The organism is Mesorhizobium sp. M1307 (assembly GCF_040318155.1).
In the GTDB taxonomy this organism is placed as follows: Bacteria; Pseudomonadota; Alphaproteobacteria; order Rhizobiales; family Rhizobiaceae; genus Mesorhizobium.
In genome coordinates this window covers 134,824-158,347 of record NZ_JAMYLR010000004.1, presented here as the reverse complement: position 1 = coordinate 158,347, position 23,524 = coordinate 134,824, and the positions used below count along the sequence as shown (strand labels likewise).

19 protein-coding genes and 1 pseudogene are annotated in these 23,524 nt (G+C 62.4%); 7 read left to right on the top strand and 13 right to left on the bottom strand.

The window, feature by feature from the left end:
* Positions 1-15: 15 nt before the first annotated feature.
* From NKH16_RS07905 to dhaK, 4 genes are read left to right on the top strand one after another with little or no spacing between them, the layout of a single operon-like run.
* On the top strand, positions 16-318 hold the full coding sequence (locus NKH16_RS07905; RefSeq protein ID WP_023676329.1) for an HPr family phosphocarrier protein: 303 nt from the start codon (positions 16-18) through the stop codon (positions 316-318).
* Positions 302-1,918, top strand: coding sequence for a phosphoenolpyruvate--protein phosphotransferase (gene ptsP, locus NKH16_RS07900; RefSeq protein WP_352898937.1), 1,617 nt, complete (start codon positions 302-304; stop codon positions 1,916-1,918). Before NKH16_RS07905 ends, ptsP begins: the two co-directional genes overlap by 17 nt.
* An 8-nt stretch (positions 1,919-1,926) precedes the next feature.
* A complete protein-coding gene (locus NKH16_RS07895; RefSeq protein ID WP_023676327.1) occupies positions 1,927-2,349 on the top strand; it encodes a hypothetical protein in 423 nt (140 codons plus the stop codon).
* A gap of 26 nt (positions 2,350-2,375) precedes the next feature.
* Positions 2,376-3,362 (top strand): dihydroxyacetone kinase subunit DhaK, encoded by a 987-nt coding sequence (gene dhaK, locus NKH16_RS07890; protein WP_352835627.1) that lies wholly within the window; start codon positions 2,376-2,378, stop codon positions 3,360-3,362.
* 284 nt (positions 3,363-3,646) lie between these two features.
* On the opposite strand, the gene NKH16_RS07885 is transcribed toward dhaK, so the two are convergent.
* Entirely contained in the window at positions 3,647-4,438 is a 792-nt protein-coding gene (locus NKH16_RS07885; RefSeq protein WP_352898934.1) for a DUF2259 domain-containing protein, read from the bottom strand.
* Positions 4,439-4,608: 170 nt separating this feature from the next.
* On the opposite strand from NKH16_RS07885, the gene NKH16_RS07880 reads away from it, so the two are divergent.
* Together NKH16_RS07880 and NKH16_RS07875 are read left to right on the top strand one after the other, a co-directional pair.
* Positions 4,609-6,516: a propionyl-CoA synthetase gene (locus tag NKH16_RS07880; protein WP_352898932.1), complete on the top strand. Its 1,908-nt coding sequence runs from the start codon at positions 4,609-4,611 to the stop codon at positions 6,514-6,516.
* A gap of 193 nt (positions 6,517-6,709) precedes the next feature.
* Entirely contained in the window at positions 6,710-7,411 is a 702-nt protein-coding gene (locus NKH16_RS07875; RefSeq protein WP_352743046.1) for a metallophosphoesterase family protein, read from the top strand.
* A 15-nt stretch (positions 7,412-7,426) separates the two neighbouring features.
* Here NKH16_RS07875 and NKH16_RS07870 read toward each other — a convergent pair whose 3' ends face one another.
* The 6 genes from NKH16_RS07870 to NKH16_RS07845 form a co-directional block, all read right to left on the bottom strand.
* Positions 7,427-9,847, bottom strand: a complete 2,421-nt coding sequence (locus NKH16_RS07870; protein ID WP_352469932.1) for a polysaccharide biosynthesis tyrosine autokinase — start codon at positions 9,845-9,847, stop codon at positions 7,427-7,429.
* Positions 9,848-9,996: 149 nt separating this feature from the next.
* On the bottom strand, positions 9,997-10,893 hold the full coding sequence (locus NKH16_RS07865; protein WP_023676320.1) for a UTP--glucose-1-phosphate uridylyltransferase: 897 nt from the start codon (positions 10,891-10,893) through the stop codon (positions 9,997-9,999).
* 75 nt (positions 10,894-10,968) lie between these two features.
* The gene (locus NKH16_RS07860; RefSeq protein WP_352681431.1) at positions 10,969-11,919 is read right to left on the bottom strand and encodes a glycosyltransferase family 2 protein; all 951 of its coding nucleotides are present in this window, start codon (positions 11,917-11,919) and stop codon (positions 10,969-10,971) included.
* Entirely contained in the window at positions 11,909-12,859 is a 951-nt protein-coding gene (locus NKH16_RS07855; RefSeq protein WP_352898929.1) for a glycosyltransferase family 2 protein, read from the bottom strand. The genes NKH16_RS07860 and NKH16_RS07855 overlap by 11 nt, the downstream gene beginning before the upstream one ends.
* The gene (locus NKH16_RS07850) at positions 12,859-13,851 is read right to left on the bottom strand and encodes a glycosyltransferase family 2 protein (protein ID WP_352898927.1); all 993 of its coding nucleotides are present in this window, start codon (positions 13,849-13,851) and stop codon (positions 12,859-12,861) included. The genes NKH16_RS07855 and NKH16_RS07850 overlap by 1 nt, the downstream gene beginning before the upstream one ends.
* 11 nt (positions 13,852-13,862) lie before the next feature.
* A complete protein-coding gene (locus tag NKH16_RS07845) occupies positions 13,863-15,035 on the bottom strand; it encodes a glycosyltransferase family protein (RefSeq protein WP_352898924.1) in 1,173 nt (390 codons plus the stop codon).
* A 301-nt stretch (positions 15,036-15,336) separates the two neighbouring features.
* Here NKH16_RS07845 and NKH16_RS07840 point away from each other — a divergent pair.
* Positions 15,337-16,389, top strand: a pseudogene (locus NKH16_RS07840) (polysaccharide pyruvyl transferase family protein); the annotation flags it as partial.
* Positions 16,390-16,611: 222 nt separating this feature from the next.
* Here the strand turns inward: NKH16_RS07840 and NKH16_RS07835 are convergent.
* From NKH16_RS07835 to NKH16_RS07810, 6 genes are all read right to left on the bottom strand, one after another.
* Complete coding sequence (locus tag NKH16_RS07835) at positions 16,612-18,075, bottom strand: lipopolysaccharide biosynthesis protein (protein WP_352448454.1); 1,464 nt, start codon at positions 18,073-18,075, stop codon at positions 16,612-16,614.
* Positions 18,072-19,358, bottom strand: a complete 1,287-nt coding sequence (locus NKH16_RS07830) for a glycosyltransferase (protein ID WP_352448453.1) — start codon at positions 19,356-19,358, stop codon at positions 18,072-18,074. Before NKH16_RS07830 ends, NKH16_RS07835 begins: the two co-directional genes overlap by 4 nt.
* A gap of 70 nt (positions 19,359-19,428) precedes the next feature.
* A complete protein-coding gene (locus NKH16_RS07825) occupies positions 19,429-20,508 on the bottom strand; it encodes a glycosyltransferase (RefSeq protein WP_352898922.1) in 1,080 nt (359 codons plus the stop codon).
* Positions 20,509-20,539: 31 nt separating this feature from the next.
* Positions 20,540-21,871 carry a UDP-glucose dehydrogenase family protein gene (locus tag NKH16_RS07820; RefSeq protein ID WP_352448451.1) on the bottom strand — a complete coding sequence of 444 codons (1,332 nt, stop codon included), beginning with the start codon at positions 21,869-21,871 and terminating at the stop codon, positions 20,540-20,542.
* An 85-nt stretch (positions 21,872-21,956) separates the two neighbouring features.
* The gene (gene exoK / locus NKH16_RS07815) at positions 21,957-22,823 is read right to left on the bottom strand and encodes an endo-1,3-1,4-beta-glycanase ExoK (protein WP_502894792.1); all 867 of its coding nucleotides are present in this window, start codon (positions 22,821-22,823) and stop codon (positions 21,957-21,959) included.
* 132 nt (positions 22,824-22,955) lie between these two features.
* On the bottom strand, positions 22,956-23,357 hold the full coding sequence (locus tag NKH16_RS07810) for a hypothetical protein (protein ID WP_352743037.1): 402 nt from the start codon (positions 23,355-23,357) through the stop codon (positions 22,956-22,958).
* Positions 23,358-23,524 lie beyond the last annotated feature (167 nt).

The window sequence follows — 23,524 nt, the reverse complement described above, 5'->3', positions numbered from 1 at the left end:
GGAATTTTGACAAGCATGTCCGCAGCAGCCGAAGCCAGCGTCCTGATCACCCATGAGGTGGGACTGCATGCGCGTCCTTCGGTGAAGTTCACCAAGCTTGCCAAGACGTTTTCGGCCGACGTCGAGATTGCGCTCGCCGCCAACGGGCCATGGTTCGACGCCAAGAGCATCGTCAAGGTGATGGCGGCGAAAGCGCCGAAAGGCACTGTCCTGCATATCAGAGCCAAAGGGGACGGCGCCGGCGAGGCGGTCGGCGCACTGGTCGAGCTGGTGCGGCGCGATTTCGACGAAGGCAAGGACCATGCCCGAACCGCTTAGGCTGCAGGGCATTTCGGCATCGGCCGGCTATGCCGAGGGGCCGCTGTTCGATCTGGACCAGGCTGCTGTGCGTTATGTCCGCAAGGCGACTGCCGCGGACGAGAAGGCGGCGCTTGAGGCCGCCATCTCCATTGCCGCAGGCCGGCTCGCGACATTGATCGAAACCAGCGACAGCGAGGCGGCCGGGATCCTCGAATTCCAGCTCGCCATGCTGGAGGACGACGCGCTGACCGGCCCGGCCTTTGCGCGAATTGCCGAGGGCATGGCTGCTGATGTGGCTTGGCGAAAAGCGCTCGACGCCGAGATAGCCGGCTATGAAACATCCGAGCAGGACTATTTCCGGGCGCGCGCGGCCGACATGCGCGACATACGCGACCAGGTGCTACGCGCGCTTGCCGGGGGCGGCGACATTGCCGCGCCGGCAGGTGCGATCTTCTACGGCGAGGATATCGCACCGACGCGCTTCCTCGAAACCGACTGGAGTGCCGGCGGCGGCATAGCACTTACGGCCGGAAGTGCCGCAAGTCATGTCGCAATGCTGGCACGCTCACGCGGCGTGCCAATGGTGGTGGGGTTGGGGCTCGTAGCGCGTGGGGTAGCCGGGCCCGGTGCTTCGCCGGCTCACCTTGCCAGAATCGCACTGCTCGATGCCGAACATGGCGGCATCGTGTTGGCGCCTTCGAAAGCGGAGATCGACGCATTCCGGCGATCGTCGTCGTCTTTCGCGGCGCATCGCGACAAAGCGGCAGCCTATTTGACAAGGCCGGCAGCAACGAAGACCGGCATAGCGGTCCACGTGCAGGTGAATATTGCCGATCCGTCCGATGTCGACCGCATCGATGCTGCGGCGTGCGACGGTGTCGGGCTGATGCGGACCGAATTCCTGTTCGGCAAGACGCTGCCGGACGAGGAGACGCAATATCGCGCCTACCGTAGCGTGCTGGAATGGGCAGGCGACAGGCCGGTGACGATCCGTACTGTCGATGCGGGCGGCGACAAACCTGTGCCGGGCCTGACCGTCGAGGAAGGTAATCCATTCCTTGGCCTGCGCGGGATCAGGCTGTCGCTGATGCGTCCGGAGGTCTTTCGTGTGCAGATCCGCGCCTTGCTACGTGCCGCCATGCACGGCAATCTGAAGGTGATGTTCCCGATGATCGCCGTTCCGGAAGAGTATGAACACGCCACCGCGCTGTTCGCTGAGGAGCAGGCTGACCTTTTGGCGCGCGGCATCGCGCACAAAATACCGCCGCTTGGCATCATGGTCGAGGTGCCGTCGGTGGCCATCGCACCGGAGGCATTCGCCAAGGCCGCCTTCTTCTCGATCGGTTCGAATGATTTGACCCAATACGTGATGGCCGCCGCGCGCGACAATGCGTCGGTCGCACATCTGAATTCCGTCAGGCACCCGGCCGTGCTCCGGCTGATCGCCTCGGTTGCCGCCTTCGGCCGCGAGCATAATATGCCGGTCAGCCTGTGTGGCGATGCCGGCGGCGACCCCGCCTCGATCCCGGCGCTGCTCGAAACCGGCCTGCGTGACCTCTCCGTCGCTCCCGCCCAACTCGCGATGGCCAAGGCGGCCATCGCGGACGTTTCGATCTAGGCCCCGGTATGGCAGACAAGGCGTCGCAATCCGGCCCCGAAGAGGCGATCCGCGCCTACAAGACGATCCTGTCGCAGGTGATCGACCAGCGCCCGTCCGGCATGCGCCAGCGCCTCGCTGATGCGCTGGGCAAGCATCGCAGCTTCGTCACGCAGATTTCCAGCCCGGCCTATTCGACGCCGATCCCGTCGAAGCATTTGCCGGCTATCTTCTCCGTCTGCCATTTCAGCCCGGCCGAACGCGATCATTTCCTTGAGGCCTACCATCGGGCGCATCCGGGAAAGATGTCGCTGGCCGCAGGCTTGCGCAAGACACGCCATGTCTCGCTGATCGTTCCCGATTTCGGCGACGACAAGCAGAACGCGGCGCTCGACCGGGCGGTCAACGATTTCATCCAGAAGATCACCAGCATCGCCGGCAAGGGCAGCTGACGCTGGGCTATTTCGGGAGGACGGCCATGAAGAAATTTTTGAATTCGGTCGATACGGTGCTGACCGAGAGCCTCGAAGGCTTCGTTGCCGCGCATGCCGATATCCTGGCGCTTGGCGAGGAACACAAATTTGTCCGCCGCAAGCTGCTCACACCGGGCAAGGTGGCGCTGATCTCCGGCGGCGGCTCGGGTCACGAGCCGCTACATGGCGGGTTCGTCGGGCACGGCATGCTGGATGCGGCCTGCCCCGGCCAGGTATTCACCTCGCCAACGCCTGACCAGATGATGGCGGCGGCCGAAGTCGTCAATACGGGCGCCGGCTGCCTGTTCATCGTCAAGAACTACGAGGGCGACGTGATGAATTTCGACATGGCCGCTGAAATGTCGGAAGGCGTGATGCAAATCGTGACCAATGACGACGTTGCGGTCGAAAACTCGTCCTACACCACCGGCCGGCGCGGCGTCGCCGGCACGCTGGTGGTCGAGAAAATCGTCGGCGCGGCGGCCGAACAAGGCATGGCACTGGAGCCGTTGAAAGCGCTCGGCGAGCGCGTCAACGGCGCGACGCGCTCGATGGGCGTGGCGCTGACCAGTTGCACCGTGCCGGCGGCGGGCAAGCCGACCTTCGATATCGGCGACGGCGAGATGGAGTTCGGGGTCGGCATCCACGGCGAGCCTGGGAGGCGGCGCGACACATTGAAAAGCGCCGATGCTATCGCCGAGGAGATCTGTACCGCAATCCTAGGTGACCTGGGCGACGGTGCCAGAGGCCAGGCGCTACTCTTCGTCAACGGCTTTGGCGGCACACCGTTGATGGAGCTTTATCTGATGTACAACAGCGCCCGCAAAATCTTCGAGAAGCACGGCGTGACGGTGATCCGGTCGCTGGTCGGGTCCTATGTGACCTCGCTCGACATGGCCGGCTGTTCGATCACGCTGAGCATGCTCGACGACGAGGCGGCTGTTTGGTGGGATGCACCGGTACATACGGCCGCGCTGCGCTGGGGCATGTAGCGGCGGAGAATGCCCCAGAAATAGTCGGTGACAAGACCGGTGTCGGCAACGCCGCGCATCGCCAGACAGTTGTCCTCCTCACCCTGCGTAAGATAAAGAATCTGCGGGTTTGGGGAGTTCGAGCATGCGTTACAATTGGGATCGGGCACCGACGGGTTTCGAGCGCCATGGAAAGGTGCTGGCAGCCGCCTTGCTGATCGTCGGCGGGGTCGGACTTATGCTCGCTGCCCTCCCGCTTTAGGGACAACAAACTCGGGTAGCGGACTACGTCTCTGCGCGTTGCCTCAGTGCGCCTGGCCAGTCACGGCGATGAAACGGCGGTCGCGCCCTTCAAATCCCTGGCTGAAGCGCTGCACGAGCACCGCAAGCACGCCCGGTTTTCCATCCGGGGCGAATGCGTAAGATTCCGACAGGCTGTAGGAAGTCGGGCAATTCCTCGAACCGGGCACCGCCTTGTCCTCATGCAGCAGCTTGATCGGCTTGCCGTCCTGACCCTGCAGCGTCAGGCGAAAGCCGAGCGCCTTGCCGGTCGTTTCGCCTTGCTGCGTCGCGTCGAAACTCGCTGAACAATCCGCCGTGCTGTCGGCACGGATCTGCTCGAGCTGGATGGTGCCAAGTTCGTCATAGGCCGGCGAAAGCCATTTTTGCGAAACCTGCTCGAGGCGCGCAATGTCATTGTAGGCGACCATGTCGTCGGGAAAGGTGAACCTGTCCAAGGCAGTCCGCTCGCCGCGCGGCGCGATGGCATATTTGGCCAGCAAGGGCGCCGCCAGTTCGGCGGCCTGTGCCCTCGCCTGCGCAAGCGTCAATGTCGAATCCTCCGTCTCGTCGGCGATGACGATCGGCTTGCCGCCGACGAACTCATCGGTCCGCGTGTCGATGATGTCGATCTCCGACCAGCCCGAATCCGAAGCACCGGCATCGAGCGTGCCGTACTGTTCGAAGGCGAAGTAGTTGCCGTCTGGCGAAAAGCCGATGATGCGCCTTGCCGCCGCGTCGCCTGCCTGAGCAGCTGAAGCGAGCACCACCGCCAGCGTCGCAACCGCGGCAAACCCAAGCTCATATCGCAATTTCATCGCGCCCTGCCCCTAATGCCGAAAATTCGAACGATACCGGCCCCCAGACCACCATGACCCGCACTTGCGGCCAAGTTAGAACGACAGCAAACGAAACGCACAAATACATGGTTACACAAACCAGCATACGCTATTTCAAGGACAGCAAACATTCCTGGGGAGGAAGCTGGATGGCGTCACGCTACCATGAGGTCTACGACGGCTGGAAACGCCACCGGGAAAAATTCTGGGCTGATGCTGCCGGCGCAATCAACTGGTTCTCGCCCTTCGAGACCGTGTTCGACGCCAATGCCGGCGTCTATGGCCGGTGGTTCAATGGCGCCTCGTGCAATACCTGCTTCAATGCCGTCGATCGCCATGTGGCGGGCGGCCGCGCCGACCAAATCGCGCTTATTCATGACAGCGCGATTTCGGGCACAATCAGGAAATTCACCTATGCCGAGTTGAAGCGCGAGGTGGTCGCACTGACCTCGGTGCTCAAGAATCGCGGCATTCAAAAGGGTGATCGCGTCATCATCTACATGCCGATGGTGCCGGAAGCAGCCTTCGCCATGCTCGCCTGCGCGCGGATCGGCGCCGTGCATTCGGTGGTCTTCGGCGGCTTTGCCTCGCATGAGCTCGCCACCCGCATTGACGACGCCAAGCCGAAGCTGATCATCTCCGCTTCCTGCGGCCTGGAGCCAGGGCGCGTCGTTGCCTATAAGCCGCTGCTCGACAAGGCGATCGAGATGTCGCGGCACAAGCCGGAAAGCTGCCTTATCCTGCAGCGCGACCAACTGCGCTGCGAACTCAGGGAAAACCACGATATCGACTATGCCGACGCCGTGGCGCGCGAGCGGGCCGCGGGTGCCAATGTCGACTGTGTTCCGGTGCTTGCCACCGATCCGCTCTACATCATCTACACGTCGGGCACGACCGGCCAGCCAAAGGGAATCGTGCGTGACAATGGCGGCCATATGGTCGCGCTGAAATGGTCGATGGAAAACGAGTTCGGCGTCAAACCGGGCGAAGTGTTCTGGGCGGCTTCCGATGTCGGCTGGGTGGTCGGCCATTCCTATATCGTCTACGGCCCGCTGCTGCATGGCTGCACAACGATCCTGTTCGAGGGCAAGCCGGTCGGCACGCCCGATGCCGGCACCTATTGGCGTGTGATCGCCGAGCATGGCGTCGTCGCGCTGTTCACCGCGCCAACCGCCTTTCGCGCCATCAAAGGACAGGACCCGAAGGGCGAATTCGTCCCGAAATACGACCTGTCCAAATTCCGGACGCTGTTCCTCGCCGGCGAGCGCGCCGATCCGGAAACCATCAAATGGGCGGAGCAGAAATTGACCGTGCCGGTGATCGACCATTGGTGGCAGACCGAGACCGGCTCGCCGATGACCATCAACCCCGCCGGACTGGGCCTGCTGCCGGTCAAATACGGCTCGCCCGGCGTGCCGATGCCCGGTTATGACATCCGCGTGCTCGACGATGCCGGGCATGAGGTCAAGCGTGGTACGCTTGGCAATGTCGTGGTGAGATTGCCGTTGCCCCCCGGCTGCCTGCCGACGCTGTGGAATGCCGACGAGCGGTTTCGCCAAGCCTATCTCGACGAGTTCCCCGGCTTCTACAAAACCGCGGATGCCGGCATGATGGACGAGGATGGCTATCTCTATGTCATGGCTCGCACCGACGACATCATCAATGTCGCCGGCCACCGGCTATCGACCGGCGCCATGGAGGAGGTTCTGGCCGCGCATCCCGACGTCGCCGAATGCGCCGTCGTCGGTATTGCCGATGCTATGAAAGGCCAGGTTCCACTCGGCTTCGTCGTGCTGAATGCCGGCGTCGACCGCGACGCCGGCATCATCGAAAATGAGGTTGTCACCCTGGTGCGCGAACGGATCGGCCCGGTCGCTGCCTTCAAGACGGTGGTGACGATCAAGCGCCTGCCGAAGACGCGCTCCGGCAAGATCCTGCGCGGCACCATGCAGAAGATCGCCGACAAGGAGGAATGGGCCATGCCGGCAACGATCGACGACCCGGCCATCCTCGACGAGATCACCGCCGCGCTGAACCGGCGCGGCATCGGCCTGTAAGGGGCGCCGAAGCCGAGTTGCGTCCGAAGCTCCGGTATGGAACGACCGGCGCCGGACGTGGTATCCACGCGCGGTGTCGTCATGTTGTTTCGGAATCGAGACGCACCCACAGCCATGCGAGACGCCATACGTGACCCTGTTCCAGCGATCGAGAAAGCCCCAGGCCGCGGCACGCCAGCGGCTGGAGATCGATATGCGGGGCGCAGTCGTCTATGCGATCGGCGACGTGCATGGCTGCTACAAGGAACTCCGCGCCCTGGAGCAGAAGATCCTGCTCGATTCGGCGCCCTTCGAAGGGCGCAAGCTCATCATCATGCTTGGCGACTACGTCGATCGTGGACCCCAGTCGGCGCGTGTGCTCGATCATCTGCTGGCGCCACCGCTCCGTGATTTCCAGCGCATCTGCCTTGCCGGCAACCACGAAGTCGTGATGCTGAACTACGTCGACGGGATCATTTCGAGAGAGTCGTGGCTGGCGATAGGCGGCCTGCAAACGCTGTTTTCCTACGGCGTCGACCCGTCGCGCATGGCCGATCTCTATGGGTCAAGCGAGGAGGTCGACAAGCGCATTCGGGAAGTCATTCCAGCCGACCACATTAGCTTCATGCGCGCGCTGCCGGTCATGGTCTGTTCGGCGAAATTCGTGTTCGTCCATGCCGGCATCAGGCCCGGCATCGACCTCGCCGCGCAGGACGAGGACGACCTGCTGAATATCCGTTCGGACTTCTTCGACGCTGCGCATCTTCTCGACCGCTATGTCGTGCACGGACATACGCCGGTCGACACTCCGAAGCTCGAGGGACGCCGGCTTGGCATAGACACCGGCGCCTTCCAAACCGGCCAGCTGACCGCCCTCAGGATCGTCGACAACCGCGCCAGGTTGATATTTTCCTGAACGCGATGTCGTCGCTCAGGCGGCTGCCTTGGTGCGCGCTTCCGATTTTTCCAGATAGTAGCTCGAATATTTGTCGAAGAATTTTTCCGAGCCGCCGATCGCGCCATATTTGGCCAGCTTCTTCAGTTCGACCTTGTTCAGCACCGCGCCAATGATCTTCTTGGCGATGTAGGGCTCCGAGCTGAGCATGGATTGCACCATCGCACGCGGCGTGCGTCCCCATTCGGTGACCAGCACGAAGCCGTCGACAAGCGGAGCGAAGGCCTTGGCGTCGACGACAGGCCCGAGCGGCGGCAGATCGACGATAATGTATTCGAAGGTTTCCTTGGCGTTATCGATGAAACGCCGCATGCCGGCTGAAGACAGAAGCTCGCTGGTATGCGAAAACTGGCCACGCAGGACGGCCGGAATGATAGCCAGCTTGGTCTGCCGGTCGATCTTGCCGACCGACTGCCATGTCTGCCCGCTCACCACAGCTTCCATCAGGCCCTGCTCGGCCTCCATACCGAGGCTGCGGCTGAGGCCGGGATTGCGCAGGTCGCCGTCGATCAGCAGCGTTTTCGATCCGTTGACGGCAAGCAGCCCGGCAAGATTGGCCGCCACCGTCGACTTGCCCTCGCCGGGAAGCACCGAGACCACGCCGATGACCCGGCTGCCCTGGCCTTCCATGACGACATCGAAGGCGATCTTGGCGTTGCGCAGCGTCTCGGAGAACATCGATGCCGGGGCATCGACGGTTACCCGCATCCGCGCACGTTTTTCGGCTGCCGACAATGTTTTGGAGGGCTGGGATTTGGAGGACTTGGCGGTCTTGGATTCAACGACTTTGACGTCAGGCTGACCGCCATTGCGCTGGTCATCCTTGCCAGCCTTGCCGATGACCGGCAGATAGCCGAGGAATTTGAGGCCGACCCGGTCGCGCACATCCTCGCCGGTCCTGAAGAAGCGTTCCCTGAATTCATTCAGGCCACCAACCCCTGCCCCCAGCATCATGCCAAGCGCCAGCGAAAGCCCCAGCACGATGGCTGTGCGGGGGGTTGCGGCCGACTGCGGCATCGTCGCGTCCGAGATGACCCGGATCTTGCCGACCGGGAAGGATTGCTGCTGGGCGGCCTCCTCATAGCGGTTCAGGAACGTCTGGTAGAGCGTCGACAGCGCCGTCGCCTTTTGGTCCAGCTCACGCAGCTTGACCTGCGACTGGTTGTCGATGGAGCTCTTGCCAGCCGCCAAGGCGACATTTGCGCGGAGCGCGGTTTCGCGCGCCAGAGCGACCTCGTATTCGTTGCGGTAGCTTTCGGTCAGTTGCTTCAGCTCGCCGAAAATCTGCGCCGATATGTCAGCCTTCTCCTTGGCGAGCGCGACGGCCTGCGGATGTTGCGGGCCGAAATTGGCTTCGACATCCTGCTGTCGCTTGGATACGGTGAGATAGCGGTTCTTCAGCGTCGTGATGACCGAGCTGCTCGGCTGGTCGTTCGATATCGCAGCGTCCTTGAACGCGTTGTCCGAGCCGCTTTCGACGATCGACTTGTACTGCTGATAGCGGGCGCCGGCACGTGCTGTATCGGCCTGCGCGACGATCAGCTGGGTGTTGAGATCGGACAATTGCTTGTCGCTGATCAGCTGGCCGTCATTGACGGCCAATCCGTGTTCGGCCCTGAACTTTTCGACCGCCAGTGCAGCCGCCTGGGAGCTCTCACGAAGCTCGGTCAGCCTGCCTTGCAGCCAGACCGCCGCCCGCTCGGTCGCGTCGAAGCTGGCATCGAGTTGATCGGCTAGATAGGCATCGGCATAGGCCTTGGTGATGGCGGTCGCAAGCGCCGGATCCGTCGCCTGGAAGGAGATGCTGATGACAAAGCTCCGGCCGATCCGCTCGGCATCGAGTTGGGTCTGCAGTTTGAAGATTGCGTAGTCACGGGGCGATGAGGATGCGGTGATCGCGTCACGCGTCGCAGCATCAAGCTGAGTGACATCGGTTGTGCTAGCGGCGCGCTTGGGGCGGACAGACTGGACGATACCGCGCACAAAGCCAGCAACCTTCGACAGGGCCGACGTCGGAGGGTTCATGAAAGCGTCGTTCTGATCGAGCTTCAGCTTGTCGACGACCACCCCAGCCAGCCTGGCCGACTGTAGTATTTCGATCTGGCTCAGAACGGCGGAGTCGGTCTGCATGCTGACCGACGCCGCCGAAATGTCGTCGACGACCTTGTTCAATCCTTCGTCGATCAGCACGCTGCTCGTCGCCACATAGGTAGGAGGCGTCGTCTGCAAATAGAGCACGCCGAGAAAGAGACCGATGACGGCGCAGGCGGCAACCACTTTCGCCTGCCGCGCGGCCATGCCAAGCAGGCGCTCGATGTCGATGAAGTCTTCGGCGTTTGCCGCATTAGAAGCCGGCAATGGCGTCCTCTTGTCGACAGGAAAATTGGCATAGTTCATCTTCGGTCCAATTCTAGTTTGCAGGCGCTACCGCCTCGAAGGTCGGGACATAGGGTGCAAACCTTGCGCCGGACAGTGCGCGTCGCGCGCGGCGCAACGGCCTGTCCTGCGTCATCAGCCGCACCCACAATGCCTCGAAAAAATGGACATTATGCGGCTTCTTCCCGACGCTGATGCGACCGGACGAATTCCTGCAGCATCTCGAAGATCGGGCCCTTCATGTCCTCCCGCGCCAGCGCGAAAGCGACATTGGCCTGAATGAAGCCCTCCTTCGAACCGCAGTCGAACATGCGGCCGTCGAAAGGCTGGGCGAAGAAGGCCTGGGTCTGTGCGAGACGCACCATTGCGTCGGTCAGTTGTATCTCGTTGCCGGCGCCGCGCTGCTGGCTGGCCAGCAACGAGAATATCTCGGGCTGCAGGATGTAGCGGCCGTTGATGTAGAAGTTCGATGGCGCGTTGGCAGGAGCCGGCTTTTCGACCATGGCCGTCACCTCGAAGCCCGTGCCGACATCCGCGCCGCGCCCGACAATGCCGTATTTGCTGGTCTCGGTCGGGTCGCAACGCTCGACGGCAATAACGTTTGCGCCAGTCTGCGCATAAAGATCGGCGACTTCGGCGAGACAGCCGCGCCCGCCAAAGGATACCATGTCCGGCAACAGCAACGCGAAGGGCTCGTCACCGATGACTTCGCGCGCGCACCAGACGGCATGGCCGAGGCCTTGCGGCGACTGCTGGCGGATGAAGCTCGTCGCGCCGGCGACGGGAAGCAGGCTTTCAAGCGATTCGAGTTGCGCCTTCTTGCCGCTCTGCTCCAGGGTTCCGATCAGTTCAGGATGCAGGTCGAAATAGTCCTCGATCACCGCCTTGTTGCGGCCGGTGACGAAGACGATGTGCTCGATGCCGGCCTCGAACGCCTCGTCAACCGCATATTGCACGACAGGCCTGTCGACCACCGGCAGCATTTCCTTCGGCATGGACTTGGTCGCCGGCAGGAACCGCGTTCCGAGCCCCGCCACCGGTATGACTGCCTTCCTGACTTTTTTCATTGCATGTTCCTTCTGAGGAGATCGATTTCAACCCTGTCGCAGGCGGCGAAACTGTCTTCATTCACCTGCAGCCCTTCACCTCCCCGCCACCACGGCAAACTGTGCCGCTACCCTTCGCAGCCGGACGGCGATCGGCATGCTCATATGCCGAACCGCCGCCGGATCGCTGAGCGCCGTCCATATCGCCTTGAGCGGGGACCGCGCCTTGATGTGCTGGACCAGCGACAGGAATGATGCCGCCCGGCGCAGGCTGCGAGCGCGCCTGGCGAACGCCGCCTCGGCCGCAGCATCCATGGAATGGGTCGCGGCGAAGGTGGCATCGGCCCTGCGCATCGCCTCGACGTGATGAAGTTCGAGCACCCGGGAGATGGAACCGGTGCGAATGTGGTAGATATAGCCCGTCGTCGGCTCGACGACGCATTTGCCGCCTTTAGCCAGAGCACTGGCCAGGAGGATATAGTCTTCGCCAATGATCAGGCTTTCATCGTAACGAAGCCCGTTCTCGTTCAGGAACCGGCGCTGGAAGATCGGCTTGAGGTAGCCGAGATTGAACCTCGATTCGAAGAGGACGTTACCGCCGATGAAATCCGCCAGCGAGATTGAACCGAGGCCTTCCAGATAGTCGGCCGGGAACATCGTCTCTTCGGCAACGCCATCCTCGCGAACGACCTGCAGATTATCGACCGCGATCTCGGCGCCCGCTTTCTCCGCGCGCTCGATCATGGTGCAGATTCGCCCGGGATAGACCGCGTCGTCCGAATCTAGGACCGCGACCCACCTGCCGCGGGCAAGCTCAAGGCCGGCATTCCTGGCGCCGCCGGGGCCACGGTTTTGCTCAAGCGCGACAACGCGTACGATGTCTTCGGGGTAGGATCTCGCCAGGTCGAGCGTCCGGTCGCGCGACTTGTCGTCGACGACGATGACCTCGACGCTGATATTGCGCTGGGCGACGGCGCTGGCAATCGCCCGATCGATGGTCGCCTCGGCATTGTAGGCGGCAATCACGAAGCTCACGTCAGGCTGCACGCTTGCCCCCTTGCTGCGGCGAAGACAGGCCGTATTGGCGGATTTCACGAACCCCGACGAGGCCGCTGACGACGCCGACATGCATAATGCCGCGAAGCACGCTGCGGTTCCGACGTACGGGGTCGATGGCGACCGGAATTGCCGACAGGAAACTGTAGGCGGCCTTTGCCGCGGCAATGCCGACCTGCTTGAGCCGGGCAAGGCCGTGTGTGTTGCGCCCCAGAAGATGACCGTGCGTCTGCCCAACGCGGAACCGGCGGCGGCCGAGCCAGTCGAATGCCGCCCTGGCAGGTGGCACCGCTTCGTCGACCCAAGCCTCCGGCGAAAAGGCGATGCGGCCGCCGGCCTTGACCATCTGGTCGAAGAATTCCGTATCTTCGCCGCCGGTCTGGCCACGCGCCAAGCTGAAGCGCCGGCCGCGCAGGCTCTCAGCGCCAATCCTGAGCAGGACGTTGCAAGTGTAGCCGGTGCGGATTTCGCCGCTCACCCAGACCGGCAAGGTCGAGTGGAAATCGCCTTTGCGCATCCAGGCGGGCGCATCCGGCAGGTAACGGGCTTGCACCGGCCCAAGCACCGTCGCAGCACCTGTTGCTTCCGCCGTCGCCACCAGTTCGGCAAGCCAGCCAGCGGTGGCCGTCTCGTCATCGTCGATAAAGGCGACGAAATCCGCCGCACTGGTATCGAGGCAAGCGTTGCGCGCGATCGAGATGTTTCGGGCCGGGGCGTGCCGGTAGGTCACCGGCAGCTTCAACTTCGCAGCCAGCGTCGTCACCATCTGTTCGGCCGTCGGCGTATCGTCGTTGTCGGCGATGATAACACCGACGTCGAATCCCGCGGGCATATCCATGGCCGCTATGGAGCGAAGCGTGTCGGCAAGCTCCGGCCGGCGAAATGTGCAGACGCAGATATCGATGCTTCGATTTTTCCTGACCGGGTCCATCACGCTACCCCGCGCTGCGGTCGCGGTGCGAGCAGTTGCAGCCAGAAACCGACCGACCAGCCGAAATGCATGACCATTGCCGAGACCCCGGCCAGCGCAATGTCGGCTTTGCGCTGGCTGACGGCGGTCCAAAAGCCGTAGCCGAGGCAGACCGACGCCCATAGCAAAAGCGGCACGGCCGCCAGCCAGTGGACGAAGGAAAAGGCGGCGAGAAGAACCACGGGGAACACCAGAAGCGGCACCATCTGCCGGATCTTCGGGATCATGCGGTGCTTGAGAACGTTCTTCGCCCGGCCACGGCCATAGCCGAGATATTGAAAATAGAGGCCCTTCAGCGAGGAGCGCGGGTAGTAGACCATTTGCGTCTTGCCGGTCATCCAGATGCGGTAGCCGGCCTGGCGGAGCCGATAGTCGAGTTCGGCATCCTCATTGTGGCTGAAGGTTTCGTCATAGCCGCCGACCGCGGTGAACGCCGATATCCGTATCAGTGCGTGGTGGCCATGATCGACCCATTCCCCCGCCGAAAGATGCCGGTGCTTGGAACCGCCGGTGCCGAGCCTGGAGTTCTGCGCCGCTGCCGCTGCTTTCTGAACCATGCCGCTGCCACTGGTCAGCATCGAGACGACGACCGAATCCGCACCGGTGGCCTGCGCTTCTTCGACCAGCCGGTCGCAATAATCCGCGGGATAGCCGCCATGCGCGTCGATGCGAATGAGATAGTCGACGCCTTCCCCGAACCTGGCGACGGCGAGATTGATTGCCGCGCTCTGCAAGCGCTTTTCATTGTGCAGCAGGATCACCCACTGATCTTTTGCGGCGATGTCCGCGACGATCGTCCTGGTGCCGTCCGTGCTGCCGCCATCGGCAACGATGATCACCGCGCCCAGCCTCTCGGCCGCAGGGCGGAGCTCTCGAAGCAACGCGCCGATATGGGCCGCCTCGTTCAGGCACGGAACCACGATCGTGCAGGATGGAATTTCGGTTTGCGTCATCGGCAGTCCTTCTATGCCAATGCTTCGGCAGCATATGGACCGGGAGCCGCAGTCAGCCCGCGGAGCTTTTCGACGAGCGCCCGACAATCGGCGCGGTCGTAGCTCCAGGTGCGCGGATTGCGGGCGAGAACACGCGCCCTCAATGTCCCGAACCGATGCTGCTCCATCGTGCCGACGGCGACTTCGAGCGCCTCGGGCGTGGCTTCTGGCAAAAGAACCCCTATGCCTTGCCGGTCGAGGAACCGGCCGGTTTCGGTGGCTCCCATCGAAATCGGCACGGCTCCGAAGCGGCAGCCCTCATAGAGCCGGTTGGGCAGCAGCCATTCGGAGTTCAGGCCCTGCTCAAAAAAGTCGATGGCCCAGGAAAAGTGGACCTCGCGGTAGATCGCCGCCATATCCTCGGGATTGCGGTAGGGCCCGCCAAACGAGAGCCAGGGTTCCGATTCGACGAAACCGTGGAAATCGGGAAATTCGGACAGCGCCGGGCGGCCCCTGAGGACGATTTCAAAGCGGCCGTCGAGGCGGCGCGAAAATTCGGCCAGAAGCTCCAGGGAACGGCGGCAGCGGAGCGCCCCGAACCAGCCGATCCGCCAAGGCGGCGCTACGGGGTTCTCCGGCGCCGCGTGGTCATCCAGCGAGGCCGCGGCTGGCTCGAAATACTTGTTTTCGAGCAGTTCGACTGGGGCGGCAATCTGCCCGAACGGCTTGAAATAGTTGGCGATGAAGGCCGGAGAGCTGGTCACCAGAAGCTTCACATCCCTAGCCAGGAAGCGTTCTGCGCCGCGCATCGCCCATCCCAGCGGATCGTCGCGAAGCAGCAGGCGATGGATATCCAGGCACTCGTAGACGATCGGCACCGTTGCCTGGAAAGCCGATCTGGCGCGGCGGGCAAGCGCCAGCATTTCCAGATTGCGCGCGACAATGAGGTCGGGCCGTGGCATTGAGCCCAGCTTCGAGCCGGTCGAGACAACTGCCTTCATGATCGCGGCCAGACGTTGGGCGAATCGGCCATCACGAGTCGGGCCGAGATCGATCGGCTGCAAGCCCTCGACATCAGCAACTGCGCTTGCCGTACGACGAAAGCCCGCCAGCGTAACCTGGGCGCCGCCTGCCTTGAGCATTATGATCCGCCGGCGCACTGCCGGGTCGGAGACGTCGTGTACCAAGTACAAGACATGCAGCATGAAAACTCGACCGCTGTTGGCCCGCCCGCGACAATGCTAGTACAGCTCTTGCTGCATCGCAACATTTTTGGTTGCAGCGTAGCAAAGATCCCCGTTTTTTGTTGCACTGCAAAATCGATGGGTTAATCTCGCTCTGCTTGGGCCACATGGACCGCGCGTTGGCCTGCCATCGGGCTGCGCGCCAATAATCACGACGCGAGGACCATCCTTGGCGTGCAGCATTTTCGGCCAACCCGCCTGCAATCCGCCCTTCGCACCCGTCGATGGAAGCACGGGACTACTCACGAAATGAGGTCATTCCATGAAGATCGCGGTTGAAAACACCGTCTGCCTGAATACCGGGGATGCAGCGATTCTCCTGGCGATCCGCCATGTTTTCAAGACGATCGTGCTAGACGATATCCAGTTCTACGTCTTCGACAGCCAGCCGGAGGTGGCGGCGAGGCTCTACACGAAGAAAGAGTATCCTGATCTCGAATTCCACAAGCTGCTGTCGGAATCGCTGTTCCGCTACAAATACGGCAGCGGGCTGAAGAACCTGTTCAAGCCGATCTACAATCGGCTCGTCCTCAATGCCCTGCGGCGGTTCGGCTTCCGCGGAGTTCTCGGGCGTTTGTTCAACTCAAGCAATCGCCGTGGTCTCGAGATCTACAAAGACGCCGACCTCGTGGTCACGACAGGCGGAACCTATCTTGTCGAGACTTACAATCTGGAACGGCGACTCAATCAATTCCGGATCGACGCGATTCTGGGGAAGGACCCCGTCTTCTTCACGCAATCGCTCGGCCCGTTCAACAAAAGTTACAATCGCCAGGAGTTGAGCCCAATCTTCGATCGGAGCCCGCTCATCCTGCTGCGCGACGAACGTTCGCGAGGTCACATTGTGGACATGGTGAAAGACCCCGGCAAATGCCACGTCGTGGCCGACGCCGTCTTTGCCCTGGCCGATACTGACAGGATCGGAAAAATTCTGGCCTCCGGTCGGTCGGCGACCGTCACCGGCCGCGTCGCCATTTCAGTCCGTCACTGGAACTATGTCAGCGACGGCGAGGGCGGCATGCGCCGCTACATCGACTCGATCCGCGCGATCGCGACCATCCTGGTCAGGGACCACGCCAAGGAGGTCACCTTCGTCTCCACCTGCCAGGGCGTGCCGGAATACGCCCATGATGATTCCAAGACGGCGCGGGCTATCGTTGCCGAACTCGATTCGGAGATCGCCAAGCATGTCAGCGTGGACGCTTCGTTCCACACGCCGGAGCAACTGATGGCACTGGTGAAAGGCTTCGACTTCGTTGTCGCAACGCGCATGCACATGATGATCATGTCGCTCTGCGTCGGCACGCCGGTGCTGCCGATCGCCTATGAATTCAAGACCAAGGAACTTGCCAAGCGGATCGGCGTCGCCGACCTGCTGCTCGACATCGACACGGTGACGCCCGAGGAAGCGAGCGAGAAGCTCGGCAGACTTACCGCCAATCTCGATCTCTATCGCAGGACGAGCCTTCAGGCAGTGCTTGAGGAGCATGCGTCGGCGATGTCGGCAGGTGAGCTTTTGAGGCCGGTGATTGCCGGCCTAGCGGGCGTTGCGCATGGCGCTGGAAAGCGTGGTGAACAGGGCGGTGCGCGACTGGCGAAGGGCAAGCATGAGGACCAGGCCGATCGAATAATTGAGGGCAACCGCCAGGACCACCGCGAGCAGGTCTGACTGGCCGGTCAGCGATGCCGGCAACTCGCGGTACACGGACCAGGCAAGCAGCGACGACGCGATGAAAAGTCCCTGCATGACCAGGAAGTCGGCTGCGGTCACCGGGCCGACCCGGTGGACAAGAACGGCAAGTACCGGGACGCGCAGCATATAACCGCTGATCGCGTAGGCCGCCGCGACACCGACGGCGCCCCAATGCAGGCCGATGATGAAGGCGGCGACCGTCGTCAGCGACGAGTAGATGCCCCAGTGGAACATGGTCTTGGTCTTGCCCTGGCAGATGAAGATCCAGCCGGTGGTGCTCGAGACGGACTGGATTAGGCTGGCGATGCCCAGCCAGGCGAAGATCGGCGCCACCGCCGTCCAGCGCTCGCCGAAGAGAAGCCCGACGACCTGGTCCGACGTCAGCGTCAGCGCCGCGATGCCGGGCATAGTGATGGCCGCCAGCATCCAATTGGTTCGCACATAGATGTCGCGAAACCGCGCCTTGTCCTCATGGATGCGGCTCAGCAGCGGCACCATCACGCGTGTCAGCGGCTGGTTGATGTTCTGCAGCGGAAACAGCAGGAGCTTGTAGGCGCGGTCATAATAGCCGAGCTCGATCGCGCCCGAATATTTTCCGATCAGGATGTTGTCGAGATTGCGCGAGAAGAAGTTGGCCAGATTGAAGCCGGTCAGATTGGCGCCGAAAGACAATATGTCGGTATCGACCTTCAGGTCCGGCCGCGACGGCGTCCAGCGCGCCACCTGCCATGCCGCGGCCAGCGCGACAACGGCCGATACCGCAGGGCCGATGACCAGCGACCAGTAGCCCAGCCCCGCATAGGCGGCGATTGCGGTAGTCGCAAGTCCGGCAGCAGCGGTTATCACGTCGTTCAGCGCGAGCTGGCCAAAGCGCAAGTGACGGTTCATCAGCGCCAGCGGCACCGCGGCGAGGCTGCCAAGCAGCAGCGGCAAGGCAGAGCCGATGGTGATCCCGACCATGCGTTGATCGCCATAGAAGGCAGCGATGGCGGGCGCCAGGCATGCAACCACCACGGCACTGCCCAGCCCCACCAGCGCACTGATCCAGAATACCTGGTTGAGCTGCTCGGTACTGATGTCCTTGCGCTGGACCACGGCCTGCTGCAGGCCAAGGTTTTGAAGCAGCCCGACAAAGGCCACGATCGGCCCGACGGAAGCCACCAGGCCGAAATCCTCGGGCACGAGCAGACGCGCAAGCACGATGACGGAGAGAAACTGGATCGCCATCTTGAAGCCTTGCGCGCCGATCGTCACCACGCCGCCGCGCAGGGCGACGCGACCGAACTGGGGGGGCGGGTTGGCGTTCATGCCGGCTGCCTGGCTTCGGCCAGTTGAGCAACGATCTGCGCAAAACGTTCGTTGAGTACGTCCGCGTTGAAATCCTGCTCGATCTTGCGGCGCGCCGCACGTGCGATGCGCTCGCATTTGTCCGGGTTCTCGGCCACCCAGACAAGCTTGCGGGCCAACGCCGCAACGTCTCGCTCCGGTGCGAGGAAGCCTGTCTCCTGATCCTCGATCAGTTCGGGAATGCCCGAGTGATAGGTGCTGACGACGATCAGCCCGGCGGCCATAGCCTCCATAAGCGCCACCGGAATACCCTCGAGATCGCCGTCTCGCGCGGCAACGCTAGGCAGCAGGAATACGTGGGCATTGCGCAGGCGCTGCTTGACCTCGGCGTGCGGACGCGGCCCGAGGAAAGTCACCCGGTCGGCAACGCCGAGATTTGCGGCGAGCTTCTTCAACTCTTCCAGCAATTCGCCGCCGCCAATCACCGAATAGACCCAGTCGCGCCGCGGCAGGCTGGCGAGCGCGCGAAGGGCGAATTCGATGCCCTTCTTTTCGGTCAGCCGGCAGACCGAGATGAAGGACAGCGTGTCCCGGTCCCAGGAACGCCAATGGTAGCCGATCTCACCGGGCCGCACGCCCATATGGTGAACCATGACTTGCGCCGGGGGTGCTCCGACGCCGATCAGGGCATCGCGGAAAAACGCGTTCACCGGGAGCTGGAGAACGCCCTTGTCGAAGACAACCTTGTAGCGCGTGAGCGTGTTGTCATGCAGCGGTTCGCCGACATCGCGGCCGTGGAATATGGTCACCAGCGGAGCGGAAATCCGGCCTCGTTTCATGGCGCGGGCGACGCGCATGCCGTTATTGCCGAAATGCGCGACGATCACATCGGCGTTCTGCAATTTGCGCGCAAAAGCGATGTCGACAGCGGTCGAGAGCTTATCCCAGAACCTGCCCGACCATCTCCTGAGCGTCGGGCGAAAGCGCCCCAGCCCGCCCCACCAGCAGACGACCTTGCCAGGGAGAGCCTGCCAGCGGCGATCGTCGATGTTGCTGTCCTTGCCGAAGGACGTCTCGTTGCAGACGACGCCGACTTGCATGCCGCGCTCGAGGCACCCTTCTATCTGGTCGAGGACGAAGGTCTCCGACAAAGAGGGGAACTTATCAACTACGAAGCAAATCTTCATCGAATGGACGATCTTTCGAGGCCGGTCGGCGATCTGCTCGCGCGGATGAGGGATGACGCCCGTCGCCACCGTGCGAGGCGCCTCAAGCGTCTGGTGTTGTGCGTGTCTTTGTCCCAAGGCAGCTCCCACCCCGGTCAGGCGCGAGAGCCGGCTTTTGGGCAACGTGCATGGTTTTGGACGAAATGCATCAGGCGGCACGCTCCAGCGCGCCTTGCCTGGCGTTGTCGAGAACGCGGAGGAAGGTCGCGAACTGGCTGTCGGGGTTCATTTGCGGCCGCTCCGAAAACAGCTGCGCCGCCGCCGACAGCCGATCGTACTCGGCCTTGTCGCTCCATAGTCGCCTGACCGCGGCGACCCAGTCGTCGAGCGGTGCGTCATAGTCGAGCACCACGCCGCCGGCGCCAATCGCCTCCGGCAGGCCGCCGCGACGGGACCCGACGACTGGAATGCCGCTGCAATGGGCCTCGGATGCCACCCGCCCCCAGGCCTCTTCCCATTTGCTGGGCGCCAGCAGAATCTTGGTGCGGCCATAGACGGTCTTCATGTCGCTGGTGCGGCTTTCCAGCCTGACGTTGCGCAGCGGGGCGATGATCTGTTCGATCTGCGCCCGATGGTCGTCGTCGAGCTTCCAGCTTTCGACGAACAGGAACGGAATTTCGGGGCATTGGCCGGCGATGCGCACGGCGAGTTCGAACCCTTTTTCGTTGTAAGGATTGATCAGCGTGACGAATTCACCGGTGGTCGGCGTGCTGTAGAGCCCGGGATTGATGGTCGGCGGGATCACGGTCGAGTCGATGCCGAACCTTTCCTTGTAGGTGCGCGCAGTGAATTCGGAATTGGCGATATAAAGCGCCGAATGCAATTCGCGCAGGTCGCCGGCCAATTCGTGGAATTCGACGTTCCGCAGATAGACCACCAGCGGTATTCCGAGCGCCTGCAGCGCCTTTCCGATCGGCACCGATTTGTGGCACTGCACGACGGCGACATCGGGATCGAGCCGTTCGACCGCGAAGCGCGCCGCCTCCCAGGGAAACCATGCCCGCACGACCGGATAGCCGGGATAGCTGTCGATGACCGCTCGCTGCCGAAGCAGCTTCATCTTGGCGCGCGCCTTGAAGCCGAATATGCCGTCACCGAACAGCGCCGCCAGAACCGAGGCGTCATGACCGTGCTCGCGCAGCTGCTCGACCAGATGATGCGTGCTCGACTGAACGCCACCGCTGAACTGCGGCGTGTAGCCGTTGCCGCCCGCAAACAGAACTTTCATGGACCTGGCTCCTTGCTGGACCGCCCTAGCGTCACGCCGCCATCCTGCCGATGCTGTGGTATTCGATGCCGTGGCGGGCGATGACCTTGGGGTCGTAGAGATTGCGTCCGTCGAAGATAACGGGCGTGGTCAGCGCGTTCTTCAGCGCATCGAAAGACGGCGCGCTGAAGCTTTTCCACTCGGTCACGATCAAGAGCGCATCGGCGCCTCGCAGCGCGGCCTCCTTGGTGCCGCACAGTTGCAGGTCGTCGCGCAGCCCGTAGATCGCCTGGCATTCCTGCATCGCCTCGGGATCGTAGGCCTGGACATTGGCACCGGCGGCCCAGAGCGCTTCCATCAGCGTGCGGGCCGGGGCCTCGCGCATGTCGTCGGTATTGGGTTTGAAGGCCAAGCCCCATAGCGCAAATGTCTTGCCTTTGAGATTGCCCTTGAAATAGCGGTCCACCTTCTCGAACAGGACCGACTTCTGCTGGTTGTTGCGCTCCTCGACGGCACGCAGCAGCTTGGCGTCGAACTTGACGGCCTCGGCGGTCTTGATCAGGGCACGCACATCCTTCGGGAAGCACGAGCCGCCATAGCCGAGGCCCGGATAGATGAAGTGGTAGCCGATCCGCGGGTCGCTGCCGATGCCCTTGCGGACTTCCTCGATGTCGGCGCCCAGTTGCTCGGCCAGGTTGGCCATTTCATTCATGAAGCTGATCTTGGTCGCCAGCATGCAATTGGCCGCGTATTTGGTGAACTCGGCACTGCGCACATCCATGACGATCATCTTTTCGTGGTTGCGGTTGAACGGCGCGTAGAGTTCGCGCATCACCGCCTCGGTGTCCTCGTTGCTGGTGCCGACGATGATCCGGTCGGGCTTCATGCAGTCGCTCACAGCGGACCCTTCCTTGAGGAATTCCGGATTGGAGGCGACGTCGAAAGCCAGATCCTCGCGCCCGCGCGCCTTCAGCGTTGCGGCGATCCTGGCCTTTATCCTTTCGCAGGTGCCGACGGGCACGGTCGACTTGCCGACGACGATCTTGGGCTCGTCCATCTCACGACCGATGGCCTCGGCGACGGCCAGCACATATTTGAGGTCGGCCGAACCATCCTCGCCCGGCGGCGTGCCGACGGCGATCATCTGGATCTGGCCATGCTTGATCGCCGCGGCGGCGTCGGTGGTGAACTTGATGCGGCCGGCGGCATGGTTCTCCTTGACCATGTTTTCGAGCCCAGGCTCGAAGATCGGGACATGACCCTGGTTGAGCCGCTCGACCTTTTTTGCATCGATGTCGACGCAGACCACCTGATGGCCGACTTCGGCAAGCACCGCCGCCTGTACAAGACCGACATAGCCGATTCCAAAGACAGTCAAATTCATTCGGTTTCATTCCTGTTCAAGGTTTCGGGCCTTTTCGAGCTTCGGGTTTCCGACCACCTTCGGGCCGGCCGGTTCAGATGCGCCTCTAGTTTGTGTTGCATGCCAGCGATTCGGGGAATTGGCAGGGCTGGCCAAGTGCGGTGAATGCAACGCGATCCACCTGCATGGTGAGCTTGCGGCCGGGATCGGAGAACGGCCCCATCCAGCCCTTCATCGTATCGCTGCCCCACAGGCTGAAATAGATCCTTTGCGAATGGGTGGGCAGCTTCGCCGGATCGGTGATCTCGTGGACAAGCTTGCCGTTGACGTACCAGCGCAGCCGGTCCTTTTCCCAGACGAAGGCGTAGTCGTTGAAGGCCTTGTCGGTGCCGCCAGCGACGTCGACCAGTTTCTCGTTCTTGCCTTTGCCGGCTATGTAGGCGTTGACCTGAACCTTGGACGTGTCCTTGGTCAGCACCTCGAAGTCGATTTCATCATGCGGCTGCTTGTCGGCATCGCCGACGAAGCTGAAGAATGCCGCGTTGACGCCGGAGCCCGTGTCGGTCTTCATCCGCGCCTCATAAGTGCCGTAGCCGAAGCGCTGCTTGGTCTGGATCTCGGCGCAGGCGAATTCGCGATCCTTCAGCTTGCGCTTCTCCAAACCAAGCGTCAGCATGCCGTTGGAAAGCCCGATCAGGCTTTTGGACCAGGTACAGTTTTGATGCTTGCCGTTCGTCCAGCCGTCGGAAATGTACCAGCGCGCGCGACTGAGGCTGGTGAAATCATCGACAAAGGACGGCGCGGTTGGGAGATCCTGGGCGCGCACGGGGACCAGGCCCGCAACCATGCTGCCGAGAACGACCAGCAGAAACGCGCCGTCTGAAAGGAGCCGCTGCAGCTTGCCTGGGATCGGGCGCGTGAACGGGGTGCCGCGGGTTGCCGGGGCGGACGTGCTTTTAGGATCTGTATTCATATCAAACTCACCTTGTGCTGTGCGCCCCCAAAGCGATCGTTCGAACCGTGACGAAACAACCTGATCTTGACCTCTGTCGCTCCCAAGCTCCGTGTTGTGCCTAAAACCATTGCGCCGACCCGGGGTGTTCGCTCAGCCTGTGCCGGAATCGGCGGGCTTCACAACATCGGTCCTTATGTCGGGACCGTTCTGCCGCTTCTCGTCGAAGATTTCATCCAGCGAATGACGGAGATCCTTCATCATCTGCATCTGGCGCGACAGCGCTGCGATGCGCCGCTCGCAATTCAGAATCGACCTGGTCAGTTCGCCGACTTCGGAAGACCTGCGAGAGGAGACCGCTCCGTTCTCCATGGCCTCGACCAGAAAGGCGGCATTGGTAGCCGTCGTCCTGTAGCGGTTCTCAAGGCCGCTCTTCTCCGCCTCGACTTCGGCCGAGATCTGGTCCAGCAGCTTTGCCAACCGATCGAGGCGCGAGGTGTCGGTCTGCGTGTCGCGCGCCGGATCTCTCGATCGGAAGCGAAAGATCGAGGCCATGCAGTCAGCGCCCCATCATCGTCGAGCTGGTGAACGGCCTTAGTGCGCGTCCACATTCAACAGACATTTCTTGCATCGTCCAGCTCCTCCGACAGGGTATGTCTCGGGCCAGTTCGGTTGGCCGTCCAAAATTGCTGCACCGCAACATAGATTGCCATTCCCTGCGC

Excerpts from the sequence above, each read along its gene's own strand:
- NKH16_RS07905 (WP_023676329.1), top strand. The coding sequence starts at position 16 with ATGTCCGCAGCAGCCGAAGCCAGCGTCCTGATCACCCATGAGGTGGGA.
- ptsP (WP_352898937.1), top strand. The coding sequence starts at position 302 with ATGCCCGAACCGCTTAGGCTGCAGGGCATTTCGGCATCGGCCGGCTAT.
- NKH16_RS07895 (WP_023676327.1), top strand. The coding sequence starts at position 1,927 with ATGGCAGACAAGGCGTCGCAATCCGGCCCCGAAGAGGCGATCCGCGCC.
- dhaK (WP_352835627.1), top strand. The coding sequence starts at position 2,376 with ATGAAGAAATTTTTGAATTCGGTCGATACGGTGCTGACCGAGAGCCTC.
- NKH16_RS07885 (WP_352898934.1), bottom strand. The coding sequence starts at position 4,438 with ATGAAATTGCGATATGAGCTTGGGTTTGCCGCGGTTGCGACGCTGGCG.
- NKH16_RS07880 (WP_352898932.1), top strand. The coding sequence starts at position 4,609 with ATGGCGTCACGCTACCATGAGGTCTACGACGGCTGGAAACGCCACCGG.
- NKH16_RS07875 (WP_352743046.1), top strand. The coding sequence starts at position 6,710 with ATGCGGGGCGCAGTCGTCTATGCGATCGGCGACGTGCATGGCTGCTAC.
- NKH16_RS07870 (WP_352469932.1), bottom strand. The coding sequence starts at position 9,847 with ATGAACTATGCCAATTTTCCTGTCGACAAGAGGACGCCATTGCCGGCT.
- NKH16_RS07865 (WP_023676320.1), bottom strand. The coding sequence starts at position 10,893 with ATGAAAAAAGTCAGGAAGGCAGTCATACCGGTGGCGGGGCTCGGAACG.
- NKH16_RS07855 (WP_352898929.1), bottom strand. The coding sequence starts at position 12,859 with ATGGACCCGGTCAGGAAAAATCGAAGCATCGATATCTGCGTCTGCACA.
- NKH16_RS07850 (WP_352898927.1), bottom strand. The coding sequence starts at position 13,851 with ATGACGCAAACCGAAATTCCATCCTGCACGATCGTGGTTCCGTGCCTG.
- NKH16_RS07845 (WP_352898924.1), bottom strand. The coding sequence starts at position 15,035 with ATGCTGCATGTCTTGTACTTGGTACACGACGTCTCCGACCCGGCAGTG.
- NKH16_RS07835 (WP_352448454.1), bottom strand. The coding sequence starts at position 18,075 with ATGAACGCCAACCCGCCCCCCCAGTTCGGTCGCGTCGCCCTGCGCGGC.
- NKH16_RS07825 (WP_352898922.1), bottom strand. The coding sequence starts at position 20,508 with ATGAAAGTTCTGTTTGCGGGCGGCAACGGCTACACGCCGCAGTTCAGC.
- NKH16_RS07820 (WP_352448451.1), bottom strand. The coding sequence starts at position 21,871 with ATGAATTTGACTGTCTTTGGAATCGGCTATGTCGGTCTTGTACAGGCG.
- exoK (WP_502894792.1), bottom strand. The coding sequence starts at position 22,823 with ATGAATACAGATCCTAAAAGCACGTCCGCCCCGGCAACCCGCGGCACC.
- NKH16_RS07810 (WP_352743037.1), bottom strand. The coding sequence starts at position 23,357 with ATGGCCTCGATCTTTCGCTTCCGATCGAGAGATCCGGCGCGCGACACG.